The following is a 19,876-nucleotide window of genomic DNA, read 5'->3' as shown; positions in this document are numbered from 1 at the left end:
ACATCTATTCGTTATTGTATACAAAAGATAGGGATAAGAAAATGATAAAATTTTACCTAATTACAACATAATGCTTACGATAATTGCAGATAAAATGCTAACGAGAGTCGCTCCGTATAGTAATTTAAGGCCAAATCTGGCAACGACGTTTCCTTGTTCTTCGTTTAATCCTTTTACCGCACCTGAAATAATGCCGATAGAAGAAAAGTTGGCAAAAGAGACGAGGAAGACAGAAATAATACCAACTGTACGAGGAGAAAGGCTATTAGAAATTTTACTAAGATCCATCATTGCTACAAATTCATTCGTTACAAGCTTCGTTGCCATAATGCTACCAGCCGCGACAATTTCAGAACTTGGTACACCGATAAGAAACGCAATTGGTGCAAAGACGTAGCCGATTAATTGCTGGAAAGTAATGCCGAATATAATGAGGAATAGATCATTAATGCAGCTCATTAATGCGACGAATCCGATAAGCATAGCACCGACAACGATAGCTACTCGAAAGCCATCTAGAATGTACTCTCCAAGCATTTCAAAAAAGCTTTGCTTTTCGCCTTTTAGTTCTAAAATATCTTCGTCATCCCTCACGTCGTAAGGGTTAATGATAAGTACGATAATAAAGCCGCTAAATAAATTGAGAACGAGTGCGGTTACTACATATTTAGGTTCGATCATTGTCATATAGGCACCTACGATAGACATAGATACAGTTGACATGGCAGATGCACAAAGTGTATAAAGACGGTGTTTTGGAATTTGAGCTAATTGTTTTTTGACCGTAATAAAAACTTCTGATTGGCCGACAATGGCAGATGCGATAGCATTGTAAGACTCTAATTTCCCAAGACCATTTATTTTGCTAAGGAAGTAACCAATCCAACGAATGAAAAATGGTAGTATTTTGAAATGTTGTAGTATACCAATTAAGACGGAAATGAAGACAATTGGTAATAAGACAGTAAGGAAAAAGGGCATTTCACCTTTATTGGCAAGGCCGCCAAATACGAAGTTTATACCATCAGCAGCATACTCGAGTAGCTTTGTAAACAAACTGGAGATGAACCGAATAAGTATGAGACCGATTTCTGTATTCAATAATAAATAGGTTAAAATTAACTGTATAAGAAGCATGATGAAAATAGGTTTAAATTTAATATGCTTCTTATTGTTACTAGCGATATAAGCAAGGAAGAAGACGACGATAAGTCCTAAGAAAAAGGTAATAAATTTCATAGTAAGCCCCCTAAAAGAGATATTCTGCTATATATGTTTTTCATTTCAAGGGAGAATATGCATCTTTGGTAAAGAAAGGAATAGAGAGAGTATGAATATATGTAGAGTACACCACGTTGCAATTATTTGTTCAAATTATGATGTGTCAAAAGATTTTTATACTAGGATATTAGGTTTTGAAGAGGTAAATGAGGTATATAGAAAGGAACGAGATTCTTATAAGTTAGATTTATGTGTAGGGGGAGAGTATCAAATTGAATTATTTTCATTCCCAAGTCCGCCTGAGCGCCCGAGTTTTCCAGAAGCGTCTGGACTTAGGCATTTAGCATTTGCTGTTACAAATATAGAAGAAGCCGTGCAACATTTAAGTCAATGTGGTGTTGAAACTGAGGCGATACGTATTGATGAGATAACCGGGAAAAAATTTGTTTTTTTCCAAGATCCGGATGGTTTACCTTTAGAATTGTATGAGGTTTGAAATTGGTGAATTTTATATAGGGTTGCTTTTGAGTAAATGAAGAAACTAAAGTGAAACTTCTTTTTTAAAGGAGGTGTCACTTTAGCTAAGAAAGCTAAAGGATATATGTGGATATTTTAAAATTACTGATGGTAGTCATTCTTATTGCATTAACAGGTTTTTTTGTAGCTGTTGAGTTTGCAATTATTAAGGTGCGTAGCAGTCGTATTGACCAACTCGTTAGTGAGAAACGACGAGGAGCATTGGCAGCAAAAAAAGTAACTTCAAATTTAGATGAATATTTATCAGCATGTCAGTTAGGTATTACCATTACCGCTTTAGGGCTTGGGTGGTTAGGCGAGCCGACTATAAAACATTTACTAGAGCCGTTGTTTTTAAAACTACACCTATCTTCTGCAATTGCAAGTACCGTTTCATTTATTATTGCTTTTGCAGTTATTACGTTTTTACATGTTGTTATTGGTGAACTTGCTCCTAAGACGTTCGCCATACAAAGAGCAGAGCAAGTTAGCTTATTATTATCGAAACCACTTATTTATTTTTACCGAGTAATGTATCCGTTTATTTGGGCTTTAAATGGTTCAGCAAGGCTTGTAACAGGGTTATTCGGATTACATCCGGCTTCTGAACATGAAGTTGCTCATTCGGAAGAAGAATTACGATTAATCTTATCTGAGAGTTATGAGAGCGGAGAGATTAATCAAAGGGAATTTAAATATGTAAATAATATTTTTGAATTTGATAATAGAGTGGCAAAGGAAATTATGGTGCCTCGTACGGAAGTTGTAGGTTTATATGAGGACGAACCATTTGAAACACATATTAAAATAATCGCACAAGAAAAATATACGAGGTATCCTGTATTTGGTGAAGATAAAGATGAAATCATTGGAATGGTTAATGTAAAGGATTTATTTATTCGTTATATGGATGGTAATCGGGACGAGGAGTGCTCGATTATGCCATATACAAGGCCGGTCATTGAAGTGCTAGAAAATATTCCAATTCATGATTTACTATTACAAATGCAAAGAAAACACATTCCATTAGCTGTGTTGTATGATGAATATGGTGGTACAGCTGGGATTGTTACATTAGAAGATATTTTAGAAGAAATTGTTGGGGAAATTCGAGATGAATACGATGAAGATGAACACCCGCCTATAGAGCATATAAGTGAAGGGTGTAAAATCGTAGAGGGGAAAGTGCTTATTAGTGAAGTAAATGATTTATTTGGCATACACTTAATCGCTGATGATGTAGATACAATTGGTGGATGGATTATGGTACAAAAGCAAATCGTTGCTGAAGGAGATATTATTGAAAAACACGGCTTTTCTTTTAAAGTTCTGGAAAAAGATATGCATCAAATTAAACGAGTGGAAATAAAGAAGGGAGAAGAATGATTTTCTATAAAAGATATATATAGAAAATTAAATGTTTGCGCTTTCAAAAAAGGTACTATATAGTGAAGGTGGACACTGAAAAATTCTTCTGAATGATACTCGTATTTTTAGAGGGCGAATTTTTTAAATAGGGATTTAGAATGAAAAGTATAGGTGATGAAAATGATAGCAACGAAGGATATACGTATAGAAAAAGATTTTTTAGGTGAAAAGGAAGTACCAAGTAGAGCTTATTACGGTGTACAAACATTACGTGCGGTAGAAAACTTCCCGATTACAGGATATCGCATCCATCCGTCACTCATTACGGCAATGGCAATTGTGAAAAAAGCGGCGGCACTTGCAAATATCGATACTGGTTACTTGGCGAAAGACATTGGACATGAAATTGCGGAGGCAGCGCAAGAAATTGTTGATGGGAAATTCCATGATCAATTTATCGTAGATCCAATTCAGGGCGGTGCTGGAACTTCTATTAATATGAATACAAACGAAGTAATTGCTAATCGAGCGTTAGAACGTATGGGATATGAAAAAGGCGAGTATGCAAAAATTAGCCCAAATACGCATGTAAACATGGCTCAGTCAACGAATGATGCGTTCCCAACGGGGATTCATATTGCAACTCTTATGATGTTAGAAGAACTTCTTATTACAATGGAAGAACTTCATGCTGCTTTCCGTGCAAAAGCAAACGAGTTCGATCACGTCATTAAAATGGGACGTACGCATTTACAAGATGCTGTTCCAATTCGTCTTGGACAAGAATTTGAAGCGTATAGCAGAGTGCTTGCGCGTGATATAAAAAGAATTAAACAATCTCGCCAACATTTATATGAAGTGAATATGGGGGCGACAGCTGTTGGTACGGGATTAAATGCAAACCCTACCTACATTGAACAAGTGGTTAAACACTTACGAACATTTAGCGGATTCCCACTTGTTGGTGCAGAGCATTTAGTTGATGCAACACAAAATACAGATGCATACACAGAAGTATCTGCAGCGTTAAAAGTATGTATGATGAATATGTCTAAAATTGCGAACGACCTTCGTATTATGGCATCTGGTCCACGTGTTGGATTGGCGGAAATTCAATTACCAGCTCGTCAGCCAGGTTCATCTATTATGCCAGGTAAAGTAAATCCTGTTATGGCAGAAGTAATTAATCAAGTCGCTTTCCAAGTAATTGGTAATGATCATACAATTTGCTTAGCGTCAGAAGCAGGACAATTAGAGTTAAACGTAATGGAGCCTGTGCTCGTATTTAATTTAATTCAATCTATTAGTATTATGAATAACGGATTCCGTGTATTCCGTGAATATTGTATTAAAGGAATTACAGCAAATGAAGAACTGCTGAAGCAATATGTTGAGAAAAGTGTTGGAATTATTACAGCAGTTAACCCTCATATTGGTTATGAAGCAGCATCTCGCATTGCACGTGAAGCAATTGAAACAGGAAAATCTGTTCGGGAGTTATGTTTAGAACATGGTGTACTGACAGAAGAAGAATTGGATATTATTTTAGATCCATTCGAAATGACGCATCCTGAAATTGCTGGAGCTTCTTTATTAAAGGATAAGAAGATGTAATGTAAAAAACACCGATCCATTTGGATCGGTGTTTTATTTTAAAAGATATTAAATACAGCGTTTAATTGAAGTAAGCTAATGATAGCTAAGAAGATTAGACTGTATTTCATTGCTGTTTTAAATAAGGCAGATTCTTTACCAACTAGTCCAACTGCTGCACAAGCAACTGCTACAGATTGAGGTGAAACCATTTTTGCCATTGTACCACCTACTACGTTTAAGGCAACAAGAGTAGAAGGAACGATGTTTAATTGATCTGCAGTTACTGCTTGAAGCGGTGCGAATAATGAACCACTTGATACTACTGATCCTGTAATGAATACGCCGATCCATCCTAAGATTGGAGAAAGAATTGGGAATGCATTACCAGTAGAAGAGAATGCAAGTCCAAGTGTAGATGACATACCAGAGTAGTTTTCTACGTAAGCTAACGCGATAACGCTACAGATTGTATATACTGGAGCTTTTAGCTCTTTCATTGTTTCAACCATTAATTCTTTAACCATTTTACCTTTAACGCGGTACACGATAAGTGAAACGATAATTGCTAATACAATTGCAGTAGTTGTAGATGAGAATACATCAAATTTGAAAACAGCTGCGAAAGGTGTATCAGCTTTTGTAATTGGTGTAGTTTTCATAACAGCATTATGAAGACCAGGGAATTGAATATTGAATACTAAGTTTGCTAGTGCACCATCCGGAGCAAATAACGCTTTAATTGGTTTTAAATTAAAGATTGTTACGAATGCAGTTAAGAATACGAATGGAGACCAAGCATATAAAATTTGATTGAATGTATGAGATTCTTTTTCTTCTTGTTTTTCTTCTTTAGTAGAAGATTTTGGCTGCCAAACACGTAAGAATAATGCAAGAGAGATCATACTTACAACGGCTGCGAAAATATTAGTAAGTTCTGCACCTAAGAAGTAAGTTACAACGAACTGAGTAATTGCGAAAGAAATACCACTTACAAGAATACCTTGCCAAGTTTCTTTAATACCTTTAATTCCATCGACCATTGAAACAAGTAAGAAAGGTAATACAATACTAATGAATGGTAAAATAAGAACAGTTTGACGACCGATAGTTAATGCATCAAGTTCAGTTAATTGTGCTGGTACTGTAACTGGGATACCCATAGCACCCATAGCACCACCAGCGATATTAGCTACTAAACAAATACCTGCTGCTTTTAATGGGTTAAAGCCCATACCTACAAGTAGTGCAGCTGTAATAGCAACTGGAACACCTAGACCAGCTGCGCCTTCTAAGAAAGCACCGAAAGAATAAGCAATTAATAATACTTGTAAACGTTGATCATTTGTAATACTTGAAATGCTATCACGAATGATGTTGAATTGTTCTGTTTTAACAGTTAATTTGTAAAGGAAAATTGCTGCGATAACGATAGTACATATTGGATAAAATCCAGATAAAATACCGAATCCGGCAGATGCTACAGCTACTGTTGCTGGCATTTTATAAACGAATATAGCAAGAATAATAGCGACAATCACACTGTAAAGACCAGCGATATAACTTTTCATTTTCAGTCCCATTAAACAAATGATGAAGCAGAAAATTGGAAGTGCTGCGATTAGAGCAGATAACCAAATATTGTTTAATGGGTCATAAATTTGTGTCCAAGTACTCATAATAATGACAACTCCTATCTATTATATGTGAAGAAATTCACATTATTTGTGAAACTATTCACAATCAACTTACATGCTTAGTATATTCTTCTTCAACACTATTGTCAACGTGAAAAAGTATAATTATTCCATAATAGTGTTAAAAGAAATATTTTGTTCATAAAGTAGACAAAAAGCCCACCCAAATCTATTTGAGTGGGTGGGATAAATTATTTGCATATTCTTTTCTTTCAGTTGTTTATATATTATTGATCCTACAGTTCTCTAGTAGAGAACGTCTTTTTATCGAATATGAGAAAGTATGTTGAAGTATGTAATATTTGCTAGGTTGGTACAGCTTGCCTCATTCAATCAAGTAAGAAAGGGGAAATAAATACATTTAATAGGAAGGATTTCATCACAGTTTAAGCTATTGAATACTATTTAAAAAGCAATAAGTTAAAATTTAATGTTATGATATCTCTTTTTACTGAAAATTCCTTTTAGCATAACAAAGAGGTTAAATATAACCCAAAAACGTTACGATAGGTTATCAATTATAGACGGTATTTTACAATATCATTACTGCACGTTGCAATGAGGTGAAAATATAACAAAAAGCCTGATAAAACAACGTTTGCAAGCAAAGTATTTGCAGTCCGTTGTTTTGCTTTTTCGTTATATCATATAGTATAATATTCAAAATCAGCAAGGAATTTTTCCTGAGTTCTTTGTTGGTTAAGGTGGAAAAAATTTTCAGCTTTATAGGTTGATAAAGTTATGTCGTAACAGGAAATATAAGAACAGATATATAAATAAATAAAAAGAAAATAAAAACGAAAATGAGGGGAACTTTATGAGCCAAAATCAATTCGAATGTCATATTTCAGAAGAAGATGTACAAATGTTAAGAGCGTTAGCGCATCCGTTGCGTCTACGCCTAGTAATGGAACTAATGCAACGTGGAACATGTAATGTAACACAATTACAGGAAGTGTTAGAAATTCCGCAATCAACAGTTTCGCAACATTTAACGAAATTAAAACAAAATAAAGTAGTACGCTTTGAACGACGAGGACTAGAAGTGTATTATCAAATTCATAATGATAAAGTAAGTGAAGTTGTAAAAACATTATTTTCTTAAAATTTGAATATTATGGAAAAAGACGTATGGGACATACGTCTTTTTTTATTTGTCAGAAAGGTAACATGAGAGAAAATGTTGGAATGTAAGGAAGAAAAGGCTATTAATTAACATGCTGCTATATGGAATATATTCTAAAAGGAAAAGAAAAGATAGAAAGGAGTGTAATAAGTCAAAGGAGGGATAGTAGAATGGATGTAAAACGTGTGAAACAAATTTTATCTTCTTCAAGTAGAATCGACGTTACATATGAAGGTGTACCAGTATGGATTGAGAGCTGTGACGAGCAGAGTGGGGTTGCTCAAGTGTATGATGTATCTAATCCTGGAGAAAGCGTTCACGTGAACGTGACGGCTTTAGAGGAGAAGTAATAGAAAAGACGCTTCTGATTTTAGAAGCGTCTGTTTTTGTATTATTCCATCATACTCGCAACTTTTTTAGAGAAGAGAAGGAGTACAAGTCCTAAGACGATAACGATAATGCCAATACTTGCAAATACTTCAAGGTATCCTAATGATTGTGTAAAGGAAGCAAGTTTACCAGCTAACCAGTTAGCCATACCTGAACCAGCTAACCATACACCCATTAGTAATGATGCTAATTTAACAGGTGCAATTGCACTTACCATTGATAGACCGATTGGTGATAAGAATAGTTCTCCAATTGTATGGAACATATAAGTGATAACGATGAATAATAAGTTTGCTTTAACAGTTATATCAGCTTCACTACTTCCAGTTTTTAGAACCGCTAATGTTAAAACAAGGTAACCTATACCTAGTAAAATCATACCAAATGCCATTTTTGTTGGTATTTTTAAATCGCCACGCTTTGATTTAGAAAGTTTTAACCATAGCATAGATACGAATGGTGCAAGTAGTACGATGAACGCTGGATTAACGGATTGGAACCAAGATGTTGGGATTTCCCATCCAAAAATTGTACGATCAACAAATTTATCTGTATAAAGTGTTAAAGAACTACCAGCTTGTTCAAAGCCTGCCCAGAAGAATACTACGAAACAAGTTAAAATTACAATTGCCCAAGTGCGGTTTTTTTCTTGTTTTGTTAAAGGTTTCTTTTCGACTGCAGGTTGATTTTTTGTTTTTTTACCAACAACTGTTGTTCCTGCTGTACCAAGATAGCGAGGAGCTAATAAGTTGAAAACAATTTGTCCAATAATCATACCGATACAAGCTGCTAAGAATCCGTATTTATATCCCATAACCATAACGCCATCAACGCTTGTTTTAAAGAAATCTTCTGCTAAAAATCCACAAATAAGTGGAGCGAAGAAAGCACCTACGTTAATACCCATATAGAAGATAGTAAATGCACTGTCACGACGTGAATCATTTTCACTATACAATTCACCTAACAGTGTAGAAATATTTGGTTTGAAGAACCCATTACCAATAACTAATAGTATTAATCCTAGAAATAGTCCTGTTTTTGTATTCATTGAGAATAGTACAAAGTTGCCGATTGCCATAATAATTCCGCCGAGAGTAATGGCATGACGTCTTGTAATATAATGATCCGTTAGCCATCCACCTATAATTGGCATGAAATATACTGCCGCTGTAAAAGTACCATATAATTGCACTGCAAACGCCTTATCAAATCCTAACCCGCCACTAACCGCAGCAGTCGTTAAGTAAAGAACTAAAAGGCCACGCATTCCATAATAACTAAATCTTTCCCACATTTCTGTTAAGAACAACAAGTACAATCCTGGTGGATGTTTTTTTGGTGATTGTTGCTCTCCAGCTTTGTCTAATTTTAAAGCTGCATCCATTTTTGTTTCCCCCTAATCCTGTATAACGGATATTTATGTAATCATTTTAATTTACAAAATATTTAGAAGTCAATAGAATTATATGGAAATAGAAAGAAAATTTCTAAAAAAGTTCTATTTTACTTCGACCGTTACTGTATTTTGCCCTGAAAACAAGATGATAAGCGTTTTCAAATGTAATAATTGAATTCTAAAAGAAAATAAAATAGTGATTAATCAGAAAATTTAGATTAAAATATTTATTCTGATATAGAGAAAATATATTCTATTTACTTTTATAATATAACATATTGGGAATAAAAATACAAAATGAAATAATGTGACATTTAAGTGAATTGAAAAATAACCAGCTCCATAGAAGGGGAGCTGGTTAGGGAAATACTATTTAACAAAGCGTTTTTCGATATCATCTAATAGTAGGTTAGCAGCCATTACACCGCCAGCAGTATTCCAAATCACATCGTCAACTTTGTATGCTTTATTATTTTTCACTGCATTTAAATTTTTAAATAGTGGATCATTGATATATTCTTTTTCTAATTCAGAGCCTTTTTTCTCATTTCCTTTATCGAATGTGAAGTAGAACAATACATCGCCATCCATTGCAGAAATACGTTCTTTAGATACGTTACGCTCTGCGAAGTCATCTTTATTTTGATCGCCAGGACGTTTAAATCCAAGTTCTTTTAAAATAACACCAGAGAATGTATCACCATGATAAATACGAACATCACCAGGCATGAAGCGAACCATAGAGATTTCTTGATTTACTTTATCACCTAGTTTGGCTTTTAAATCTTTCATACGTTTATCGTAATCAGCTAAAACCTTTTGGCCTTCTTTTTCTTTATTTAATGCTTTCGCATAAAACTTGAAGTTATCTTTCCATTCACCACGTAATGTTTCAGAGAACACAGTAGGTGCAATTGCTTTTAGTTGCTCGTACACTTTTTCGTGACGCATTTTGTTACCGATAATTAAGTCTGGTTTTAAAGAAGCGATTGTTTCTACGTTCACTTGTCCTTCATCACCAACAACTTTTACATCTTTCATTTTATCTTTAATATGTGGATACCATGGATCACCAGTCCAAGATTTTACAGCCCCAACTGGTTTAACACCTAATTCAAGTAAAGCTTCAGTACCTTCATTTGTTAAAATGACTACACGTTTTGGATTAGCAGGAACTTCTGTTTTACCCATTGCATGTTCCACAGGAATCATTTCTTTTTTCGTATCTTCTTTTGATTCTTCTTTCGTATTTGATTTTCCACAAGCACTTAAAAGTAGTGAAAAGGCTAATAAAAATACAAATACTGTAAACGATTTCTTTCGCATGAAATTCATTATGTACCCCCTACATAGTGAGAATTTTTTTCAATAGCAAGCATGATATTAAGCCTTTATCTTTAGATTGTCAATACATACGGTTGAAAATAATTCTCATTTCCGTTGACAATGAGAATTAAGTTGAAATACACTTACAACGTATCATTATACATTGAAGGGGAAACGCTGCATGTTATTAAAAACAAATCGAGCAAAATGGGTTGGATTATTTGTTGGGATCATTGCAGTCATTACTTGTATTTGGGGCAGTATTATTTTCGGATATACAAATACGAGTTGGAAATTAGCGTTAGATGCTTTTTTCCATTTTAATGGGTCCAATGAACATATTATTATTCAAAATGTGCGTCTACCAAGGGCATTAATTGCAGCGAGTGTTGGTGCTAGTTTAGCCATTGCAGGTTGTCTTATGCAAACTTTAACGAAGAATCCACTTGCTTCTCCAGATTTTATTGGATTAAATTCAGGTGCTGCTTTCTTCATCGTTGTAGCAATTGTTATTTTTTCCGTGACATCATTATCAGCTTTCACGTGGATTGCCTTCTTAGGGGCAGCAATTGCAGCTGTACTTGTATTTGCTTCTAGCTCTTTAGGAAAAGAGGGGACAACGCCTCTTAAATTAACGTTAGCAGGAGTGGCAATTAGTGCGTTATTTTCATCATTAACACAAGGATTACTTGTGTTAAATGAAAAGGCGCTTGAAGAAGTATTATTTTGGCTTGCCGGATCTGTGCAAGGAAGAAAGTTAGAAATGTTACAATCAGTATTCCCGTATTTATTAATAGGCTGGATTGCATCTATTATGATGGCAGGGAAAGTAAATACATTGATGATGGGGGAAGACGTTGCAAAAGGACTTGGTCAAAGAACGATTTTAATGAAATCATTCGTACTACTTATTATTGTCCTGTTATCCGGTGGTTCAGTTGCGGTCGCAGGTCCTATTGGGTTTATTGGTATTGTTACCCCGCATTTTGCCAGATTTCTTGTTGGAGTAGATCATAGGTGGAGAGTACCGTATAGTGGTTTGTTAGGTGCAATACTATTGATTTTAGCTGATATAGCAGCAAGATATGTCATTATGCCACAAGAAGTACCAGTAGGGGTTATGACAGCATTTATTGGGGCCCCATTCTTTATTTATATTGCACGTAAGAGAGGGCTTAGCAAATGAAGAAGTATATTCCGTTTCGTATAGGAAAAGGCGGGCTCTCGTTTTTAATGTACAAACGAGCTTGTCTCGTCTTATTCAGTTTACTAGTTGTTTTAATAGGATTGTTTTTTGCGAGTGCAGGTATGGGAGACATGAAAATTGCTCCTTATGATGTATGGCAAGCAATCACTGGAAATGGCGATGCGATGTCCAATATGGTTGTAAATAAGTTTCGTATGCCGCGTATTTTAATTGCTATCCTTGTAGGAATCGCACTTGCTGTAGCAGGATGTATTTTACAAGGGCTCGTTCGAAATCCACTTGCTTCTCCGGATATCATCGGGATTACAGGTGGTGCAAGTGTTGCAGTTGTATTATTTTTAGCTATATTTAGTGATAAAAATAATGCGCTAACTGTAAGCATTCATTATATGCCGTTAGCAGCTTTTATTGGGGCAACGATTGTAGCACTTTTTGTATATTTATTTGCATGGAGAAATGACGGATTATCACCGATTAGTCTTGTTTTAATTGGTGTTGGTTTTTGGGCATTAACGAAAGCGGCAACGACTTTGTTTATGTTGTTAGCGCCAATTTACCAAGCGAGTCAAGCGAATGTATGGATTACAGGCACTGTTTACGGGTCTTCATGGCAAAACGTCATGGTACTTGCGCCGTGGGTTCTTATTTTAACGGTAATATCATTTATAGCTGCTAGACATTTAAATGCGCAAGAGCTAGGGGATGATATTGCGGTAGGACTTGGTGTTCCTTTAACGAAGTCACGCATATTTATGTTATTACTTAGTACAGCTTTAATTGGTGGAGCAGTTGCCTTTGCTGGAGGAATTGGATTTGTCGGTTTAATGGCACCTCATATTTCACGAAGACTAGTTGGTTCTTTATACGGTGCATTACTCCCGGTTGCGGCTATTGTCGGTGCGATTTTAGTACTTGCTGCAGATTTAATTGGGCGTACAGTTTTCACCCCACTTGAAATTCCAGCAGGGGTATTTACATCAGCAATTGGTGCACCTTATTTTATTTATTTACTTTATAAAAGTCGGAATTCATAAAGGAAGATGAATATGCAAAAAGCATTGGAGACGAAACGTTTGACGTTGTCTTACGGTGAAACAATTATTATTGATGAGTTGAATTTAGAAATTCCAAAAGGTGAAATTACCATCTTTATCGGTTCTAACGGTTGCGGGAAATCGACCTTATTACGTTCACTAGCTAGATTATTAAAACCAACAGCTGGTGACATTTTGTTAGATAGTCAAGCCATTCAAAATATGCAAACGAAGCAAATCGCTCGTCAAATGGCAATTTTACCGCAAGGACCGCAAGCGCCAGAAGGGCTTACAGTATTGCAACTTGTAAAGCAAGGACGTTATCCGTATCAAACATGGCTGAAGCAATGGTCAGAAAAAGATGAGGAAATGGTACAGAAAGCACTTGCAGCAACAGGTATGACAGAATTTGCTGAGCGTGATGTGCATGCTCTTTCAGGTGGACAACGACAACGTGCTTGGATTGCAATGACGCTTGCGCAAGATACAGATATTATTTTATTGGATGAGCCTACTACCTATTTAGATATGACTCACCAAATTGAAGTGCTAGATTTATTATTCGAATTAAATGAAACAGAACAAAGAACAATTGTTATGGTACTACACGATTTAAATTTGGCCTGCCGTTATGCAGACAATATTGTAGCCATTCAAGATAAACAAATATATGCACAAGGTAAGCCAGAAGAAGTAGTAGATGAGAAGCTAGTACGTGATGTATTCCGAATGGAATGTCAAATTAGTACGGATCCGTTATTTGGGACGCCACTTTGTATCCCGCATGGAAAAGGAAGACGTGTACGTAAAGAAGTTGCTCATGCAATGAGATAAAGAAAAAGACGATGAGGAAATCATCGTCTTTTTTATTTTCGGCAAGAGAATAAGAGAAAGAGGGGAATACGTAAACGACGTTCATATTCTTCCGCGCTTTGAAAATAAGTTTGATCTGGTGTAGCTTCTTTTAAATTTGTAATTGTAAATCCAGCTTGTTGTAATAGTGTAAAATATTCTTCCGTTGTACGATGATATTTAATAACTTCTTGATCAATCCAAGGTTCAACCCGTTTGCCTAGTTTAAAGTAATCATCGACAAGCCAACTCGTTCTTTTTCCGCTCGTTTGCAAGCTTTCAAATGAAGAGGTAATAATAGGGTGTTGAACGCTAAAAGAAAAGGTTCCATTTGTCTTTAAAGTTTCGTACACATTTTGAAAAATGATAGTAAGATGTTCGATATAATGTAAGGCGAGTCTAGATGTTACTAAATCAAAAGTAGAAGGAGGGTATGTGTAGTCTTTGAGGTTTAAAAAATGAACGGCGCCATTTTTGTTTTCTAGTTGTTTTTTAGCTTTTTCATACATAAGTTCGGAGCCTTCAATACCGGTGTAAGAGTGGCAGTCTTTTTCTAATAATTCCTTGCCAAATTTTGCGTCCCCACAGCCTAAACCGAGAATTTTCTTTCCTTTCACATCACCAATGAGTTGAAAGAAGGCTGGTTTTTCAAGTGATTCATTTGGGCTATTTTCTCGGTATCTTCGTTTCATATATTGTTCAAAAAACGCTTCGTTATTATATACATCAGATTCAGTAAATGCCATGATTGAAGCCCCCTTGCATATTTTTTTATTCTACCAAATATGAAAAGTAAATGATAGATTTCTTGTAATGAATCATATATAATCTAGAATTGTAAGCGGTTACTTTAAACTATTTTTCTATAATAAATTCTGAAAACGTGTTAAGCTAGTAGAGGGATTATTAGAACTATTAAGACAATAATTCGCTTACATGAACGATGGGAGGCTTCACGATGTCTAGTAAAACACTTGCGAAATTTTTAGAAGAAAATTTAGAGGATTTAAAATCAAAGGGGCTTTATAACGTAATTGATCCGCTCGAAAGTTCAAATGGACCGATCATTACAATTGGCGGAAAAGAATATATTAACTTATCTTCAAACAACTATCTTGGATTAGCAACAGATAGCCGTTTGCAAGAAGCAGCAATTGGTGCAATTCATAAGTACGGCGTTGGAGCAGGAGCGGTTCGTACAATTAACGGTACTTTAGATTTGCATATTAAATTAGAAGAAACAATTGCAAAGTTTAAACATACAGAAGCAGCAATTGCTTATCAATCAGGATTTAATTGTAATATGGCAGCGATTTCAGCTGTTATGGATAAAAATGATGCGATTCTTTCAGACGAGTTAAACCATGCTTCTATTATTGATGGTAGTCGTCTATCAAAAGCAAAAATTATTGTTTATAAACATTCTGATATGGAAGATTTACGCCAAAAAGCAATCGCAGCGAAAGAATCAGGACTTTACAATAAATTAATGGTAATTACAGACGGTGTCTTTTCAATGGATGGAGATGTTGCAAAACTACCAGAAATTGTTGAGATTGCGGAAGAATTAGATTTAATGACATACGTAGATGATGCACACGGTTCAGGTGTACTTGGTAAAGGGGCAGGAACTGTAAAGCACTTTGGTCTGTCTGATAAAGTTGATTTCCAGATTGGTACATTATCAAAAGCAATTGGGGTAATTGGTGGATATGTAGCAGGGAAACAAAACTTAATTGACTGGTTAAAAGTTCGTTCACGTCCATTCTTATTCTCTACAGCATTAACACCAGCTGATGCTGCAGCTTGCATGAGATCAATTGAAATCTTAATGGAAAGCACAGAGTTGCACGATCGTTTATGGGAAAATGGTCGCTATTTAAAACAAGGGTTAAAAGAACTTGGCTTTAACATCGGAGAAAGTGAAACGCCAATTACACCTTGTATTATTGGTGACGAAGTATTAACACAAGAATTTAGTAAACGTCTAAATGAAGAAGGCGTATATGCAAAATCTATCGTGTTCCCAACTGTAGCTAAAGGAACAGGACGTGTTCGTAATATGCCAACAGCAGCTCATACGAAAGAAATGTTAGATGAAGCAATTCGTAAGTATGAAAAAGTAGGGAAAGAAATGGGCATCATTTAAGTAACGACATCTTTTGAATAGCTTGCAAATGAGGAGTGGGGAAAATGAAAAAAATTCTAGTAACCGGTTCTTTAGGGCAAATTGGTTCTGAACTAGTAATGAAACTTCGTGATGTATACGGCGCATCAAATGTTATTGCAACAGATATTCGTGAAACAGATAGTGAAGTAGTAACGTCTGGTCCATTTGAAACGTTAGATGTAACAGATGGACAAAAACTACATGATATCGCAAAGAGCAATGAAGTAGATACAATTATTCATTTAGCAGCTTTACTTTCAGCAACAGCAGAAAAAAATCCGTTATTTGCATGGAATTTAAATATGGGCGGACTTGTAAATGCATTAGAAGCAGCTCGTGAATTAAACTGTAAGTTTTTCACGCCAAGTTCTATCGGTGCATTCGGTCCATCAACACCGAAAGATAATACACCACAAGATACAATTCAACGTCCTACTACGATGTATGGGGTAAACAAAGTAGCAGGGGAATTATTATGTGATTATTATCATCAAAAATTTGGCGTTGATACGCGCGGTGTCCGTTTCCCAGGTTTAATTTCTTACGTAGCTCCTCCAGGAGGCGGAACAACTGACTATGCAGTTGAAATTTATTATGAGGCGATTAAAAAAGGCACATACACCTCATACATTGCAGAAGGAACATACATGGATATGATGTACATGCCAGATGCTTTACAAGCGATCATTTCATTAATGGAAGCTGATCCAAGTAAGTTAGTGCATAGAAATGCATTTAATATTACAGCAATGAGCTTTGAGCCAGAGCAAATCGCAGCATCAATTCGTAAACACATTCCGACGTTTACAATGGACTACGCTGTAGATCCAGCTCGTCAAACAATCGCTGATAGTTGGCCAAACTCTATTGATGCAACAGCAGCAATGAAAGAGTGGGGCTTTAAAGCAGAATACGATTTAGACAAAATGACAACGGACATGTTGGCTAAGTTAAAAAAAAAGCTCACAGCTGAGTTAGTGATGAATTAATAGGAAGGGTCGATTCTTAGGAATCGACTCTTTTTATTTGTATTTCAGGAATATACAAATAATTACAAGTGTGATAGAATGAGTTAATTTGTGTGTAAAGGGGAGACAGGGAATGGAGAAATGGGAGTTAGCAAAGGAAATTTACAATACGTCACGTTTAACGGGAACATTTAAACTTCGATCAGGACAAGTATCAAATCAATACTTTGATAAGTACTTATTTGAATCTAATCCAGCATTGTTAGTAGAAATTGCTAAGCAATTGAAAGAGCTCATTCCTCCTGAGACAGAAGTGCTGGCAGGTTTAGAGATGGGAGGAATCCCAGTAGCAACAGCATTATCTTTACAAACAGGTATACCAGTTGTATTTGTAAGAAAAGAAGCGAAGAAATACGGTACATGTAAGTTAGCAGAAGGCGTTAATATTGCTGGGAAAAATGTTTGTGTTGTTGAAGATGTTATTACGACAGGTGGTCAAATATTATTAAGCACGAAAGATTTAAGAGAACTAGGTGCGAAGGTACATCATGTTTTAGGCGTAATTGAACGAACAAAAGAGGGAAGAGAAAACTTATTAGAAGATGGCTTACAACTACATTCTTTATTTACAATGGATGAGTTAATTGAAGGAGAAAAGGAACATGCAAAGGGTTGATGTCGTATACGCACTAATACATGACGAAGAAACAGATAAAATATTAATGGTACATAATGTAGAACAAAATGTTTGGTCATTGCCGGGTGGGGCTGTTGAAAAGGGTGAAACGTTAGAGGAAGCTTTAGTAAGGGAAGTAAAAGAAGAGACAGGTTTAACTGCTGTGGCAGGTGGACTTGTTGCGATTAATGAAAAATTCTTTGAAGAGCCAGGGAATCATGCGCTATTATTTACATTTCGAGCGCATGTAGTAAAAGGTGAACTTGTTGCAGCAGATGAAGGAGAAATTTCCGCAATGGAGTGGGTGGACAGAGCAATTGCAAATGAACGATTCCCATTCTACGATGGAGGATTCGATTCATTATTAGAAGTAGCCATTCCATATAAGTTTCAACCAGAAACAAAGTGATTGAATAGAAAAAACAGGAGCGCAAAGCTCCTGTTTTTTCTATTCAATCGTCTTCAGTAATAACTTTTTCAATAGTGGTTTAATCTTCAGACGTAAATCTTCAGCGTGATTTGCAACTAAGAAGTGATGGTTATAAATGTTCTTCATTAATTGATAAGTTGCTTCTTTCGCTTCGCCTTCTTCGATGAAAATTCCGATTACTTCCATACCACTTTTACGAGCAAGTTTGACAGCTTCATGCGTATCTAAAATACCGTCTTGTTGGTAGTCTAGCGCAGAAGGTTCACCGTCTGTGAAGACAAGTAAGAATTTATGTTTTTCTGGTCTTTTTGCAAGCTTTTCAGAAACGATACGAATGATATATCCGTCGCGGTTATCTTCTTCTTCGCGAAGCTGCATAATTTCTGGACCAACGTTTGGTAACGTTGAGTTTTTATACGTTACAACTTCATGGATAACGTTCGGCTTATCTTCAGGTTTAGCACTAGAAGCATCTTCCCAAAATCCGCTAATAGCGTGCGGGATTTTTAAAGATTTTAACGCTTCATGGAATAGGACCACACTCTTTTTCGTTTCTTCCATCTTGTTATACATAGAACCAGAGCAGTCTACTAATAGTTGGAATGCAACGTCGAGCTCTTGTGATTCTTGCCCTTTTTTATAAAACATGCGAGGCTGCTTTTCAGTATAAATACGAAGGAATTTCTTACGAAGTCTTCCGTAATATTTATCACTATTTGCATTCGTTTTATTTTCAATCGTTTTTTCGATAATTTTCTTTAATTCTTTTACATCTTTATTAACGACTGATTTGATAGCTTGGTAATCCTTTTTCTCATCAGGATTTGGTTTACGTGCTTCTTTAAATGTATGAGAAGCGCCAGTGTTATATTTACCATATGCACCATCATTTTGACTAGAAGCGTGAGAAGCTCTTGCTTCTTTTGTGTCAGCACCATCAAAGTTAGATTGTGTACTTTTTTGAGAAGTACCTTGTACAGAGCCAAGTGCTTGGTCGCCATCTTCTGATTCGCGAGCAGTGTCACCCATCATATTTGTTTTTGTTCCGCTTTCTAATTCAAAGCGTAAAAAGTTCTCGTTTTCATTGTTTTTATTTTCACGGTGCCATGTTGAGAAGCTTTCATCCATTTTGTTTTTATTTTCATCGTCATCTATGAGCTGCGTATCATCGTTTGCTAAATCTTCGACGCGACAGTTTTTTTCATCTGCGATGACAGATAAATAAAGCGGTGCATGCCCGAAATAGTTGTTCAGCATATCACTTTCAAGAAGCTCCTCTAAGCGATAGCGAATTTTCTCAACGATATACATAATATCTTCCGTATTACGAGCTTGGAATGTTTCATGCAAAATAGCTTCAATTTGCTCGAAATATTCATTATTAAACATTTCATATTTATCGCTCGTTAATGAAAGATAGCATAGACAAAATAGACGATCACCGTGATAGTTACGAACACGATTGATTTCATTTTGTGAGCTAAAGTAATTGCGATACATTTCTTTTCTTCTTTTAAAAACATGCTTTGTGCCAGGGCGTAAGTTTTTTACGATTTCCTCAACACGTAAATCTTCTAATAGAACAAATAATTGTGTTAAAAACTTTTTTAAGGGTGATTCTTGCAATTCAATTGCATAAGAACGAATTAAAGTCATGTCCGAGTAATGTTTATTACCAAGTGCTTTTAAAAACACTTCGCTTTTTAATCCGATTACTGTATCCTCTTCTTTTCGATCATCCCAAAAGTGACTAATGACAACCTTTTTTTCAATTTCGTCGTAGTATGCTTTATAGCCATACTCAAGGTAGGCATCATCTTCTTTGAGAAGGGCATACATTAAGTTTTCCATTTGTAGAAACAGCGACGCATCAATTTTTTTGTCACTAAAAATTTGTCTCATA

The 19,876-nt window shown here is 35.7% G+C and carries 18 protein-coding genes; 12 read left to right on the top strand and 6 right to left on the bottom strand.

Going from position 1 to position 19,876, the window contains the following annotated elements:
• Positions 1-60 precede the first annotated feature (60 nt).
• Complete coding sequence (locus tag PDQ40_RS20740) at positions 61-1,239, bottom strand: NupC/NupG family nucleoside CNT transporter (protein WP_000668837.1); 1,179 nt, start codon at positions 1,237-1,239, stop codon at positions 61-63.
• Positions 1,240-1,330: 91 nt separating this feature from the next.
• Here PDQ40_RS20740 and gloA2 point away from each other — a divergent pair, with 91 nt between their 5' ends.
• The 3 genes from gloA2 (at position 1,331) to aspA (ending at position 4,719) form a co-directional block, all read left to right on the top strand.
• On the top strand, positions 1,331-1,717 hold the full coding sequence (gene gloA2 / locus PDQ40_RS20735; RefSeq protein WP_001017666.1) for an SMU1112c/YaeR family gloxylase I-like metalloprotein: 387 nt from the start codon (positions 1,331-1,333) through the stop codon (positions 1,715-1,717).
• Positions 1,718-1,824: 107 nt separating this feature from the next.
• Positions 1,825-3,123, top strand: a complete 1,299-nt coding sequence (locus tag PDQ40_RS20730) for a hemolysin family protein (RefSeq protein ID WP_000353305.1) — start codon at positions 1,825-1,827, stop codon at positions 3,121-3,123.
• A 162-nt stretch (positions 3,124-3,285) separates the two neighbouring features.
• Positions 3,286-4,719, top strand: a complete 1,434-nt coding sequence (gene aspA, locus PDQ40_RS20725) for an aspartate ammonia-lyase (RefSeq protein WP_074540606.1) — start codon at positions 3,286-3,288, stop codon at positions 4,717-4,719.
• A 38-nt stretch (positions 4,720-4,757) separates the two neighbouring features.
• Here aspA and PDQ40_RS20720 read toward each other — a convergent pair whose 3' ends face one another.
• Positions 4,758-6,377: an L-lactate permease gene (locus PDQ40_RS20720; protein WP_000109110.1), complete on the bottom strand. Its 1,620-nt coding sequence runs from the start codon at positions 6,375-6,377 to the stop codon at positions 4,758-4,760.
• An 835-nt stretch (positions 6,378-7,212) separates the two neighbouring features.
• Here PDQ40_RS20720 and PDQ40_RS20715 point away from each other — a divergent pair.
• Together PDQ40_RS20715 and PDQ40_RS20710 are read left to right on the top strand one after the other, a co-directional pair.
• Positions 7,213-7,500, top strand: a complete 288-nt coding sequence (locus PDQ40_RS20715) for an ArsR/SmtB family transcription factor (protein ID WP_000081427.1) — start codon at positions 7,213-7,215, stop codon at positions 7,498-7,500.
• 191 nt (positions 7,501-7,691) lie between these two features.
• Positions 7,692-7,871 (top strand): acid-soluble spore protein H, encoded by a 180-nt coding sequence (locus PDQ40_RS20710; RefSeq protein ID WP_000382683.1) that lies wholly within the window; start codon positions 7,692-7,694, stop codon positions 7,869-7,871.
• Positions 7,872-7,912: 41 nt separating this feature from the next.
• On the opposite strand, the gene PDQ40_RS20705 is transcribed toward PDQ40_RS20710, so the two are convergent.
• Both PDQ40_RS20705 and PDQ40_RS20700 read right to left on the bottom strand, forming a co-directional pair.
• Positions 7,913-9,298, bottom strand: coding sequence for a peptide MFS transporter (locus PDQ40_RS20705; RefSeq protein WP_000338322.1), 1,386 nt, complete (start codon positions 9,296-9,298; stop codon positions 7,913-7,915).
• A 381-nt stretch (positions 9,299-9,679) separates the two neighbouring features.
• The gene (locus PDQ40_RS20700; protein ID WP_001010263.1) at positions 9,680-10,645 is read right to left on the bottom strand and encodes an ABC transporter substrate-binding protein; all 966 of its coding nucleotides are present in this window, start codon (positions 10,643-10,645) and stop codon (positions 9,680-9,682) included.
• Positions 10,646-10,817: 172 nt separating this feature from the next.
• Between PDQ40_RS20700 and PDQ40_RS20695 the strand changes: the two genes are divergently transcribed.
• Genes PDQ40_RS20695 through PDQ40_RS20685 form a run of 3 tightly spaced genes read left to right on the top strand, consistent with a single transcriptional unit; the run spans position 10,818 to position 13,711 of the window.
• Positions 10,818-11,822 carry a FecCD family ABC transporter permease gene (locus PDQ40_RS20695; protein WP_000925237.1) on the top strand — a complete coding sequence of 335 codons (1,005 nt, stop codon included), beginning with the start codon at positions 10,818-10,820 and terminating at the stop codon, positions 11,820-11,822.
• On the top strand, positions 11,819-12,877 hold the full coding sequence (locus tag PDQ40_RS20690) for a FecCD family ABC transporter permease (protein WP_000760066.1): 1,059 nt from the start codon (positions 11,819-11,821) through the stop codon (positions 12,875-12,877). Before PDQ40_RS20695 ends, PDQ40_RS20690 begins: the two co-directional genes overlap by 4 nt.
• A gap of 12 nt (positions 12,878-12,889) precedes the next feature.
• Positions 12,890-13,711: an ABC transporter ATP-binding protein gene (locus tag PDQ40_RS20685; protein WP_001167951.1), complete on the top strand. Its 822-nt coding sequence runs from the start codon at positions 12,890-12,892 to the stop codon at positions 13,709-13,711.
• A 32-nt stretch (positions 13,712-13,743) separates the two neighbouring features.
• Here the strand turns inward: PDQ40_RS20685 and PDQ40_RS20680 are convergent, their stop codons facing one another.
• A complete protein-coding gene (locus PDQ40_RS20680) occupies positions 13,744-14,475 on the bottom strand; it encodes a class I SAM-dependent DNA methyltransferase (RefSeq protein ID WP_214328580.1) in 732 nt (243 codons plus the stop codon).
• A gap of 212 nt (positions 14,476-14,687) precedes the next feature.
• Here PDQ40_RS20680 and PDQ40_RS20675 point away from each other — a divergent pair, with 212 nt between their 5' ends.
• From PDQ40_RS20675 to PDQ40_RS20660, 4 genes are all read left to right on the top strand, one after another.
• Positions 14,688-15,878: a glycine C-acetyltransferase gene (locus tag PDQ40_RS20675; protein WP_000095906.1), complete on the top strand. Its 1,191-nt coding sequence runs from the start codon at positions 14,688-14,690 to the stop codon at positions 15,876-15,878.
• Positions 15,879-15,922: 44 nt separating this feature from the next.
• A complete protein-coding gene (locus tag PDQ40_RS20670; protein ID WP_048558066.1) occupies positions 15,923-16,888 on the top strand; it encodes an L-threonine 3-dehydrogenase in 966 nt (321 codons plus the stop codon).
• A gap of 112 nt (positions 16,889-17,000) precedes the next feature.
• Positions 17,001-17,543, top strand: coding sequence for an orotate phosphoribosyltransferase (gene pyrE / locus PDQ40_RS20665; protein WP_000417028.1), 543 nt, complete (start codon positions 17,001-17,003; stop codon positions 17,541-17,543).
• Entirely contained in the window at positions 17,530-17,952 is a 423-nt protein-coding gene (locus PDQ40_RS20660) for an NUDIX hydrolase (RefSeq protein WP_001189954.1), read from the top strand. The genes pyrE and PDQ40_RS20660 overlap by 14 nt, the downstream gene beginning before the upstream one ends.
• Before the next feature lie 39 nt (positions 17,953-17,991).
• On the opposite strand, the gene PDQ40_RS20655 is transcribed toward PDQ40_RS20660, so the two are convergent.
• Positions 17,992-19,875 (bottom strand): vWA domain-containing protein, encoded by a 1,884-nt coding sequence (locus tag PDQ40_RS20655; RefSeq protein WP_001248871.1) that lies wholly within the window; start codon positions 19,873-19,875, stop codon positions 17,992-17,994.
• Between the last annotated feature and the right edge of the window lies 1 nt (position 19,876).

The organism is Bacillus cereus group sp. Bc061, from assembly GCF_027715825.1.
GTDB classification, from domain to species: domain Bacteria; phylum Bacillota; class Bacilli; order Bacillales; family Bacillaceae_G; genus Bacillus_A; species Bacillus_A paranthracis.
Note: the sequence above shows the minus strand (reverse complement) of the source record. Positions and strands in the feature narration are given on the sequence as shown.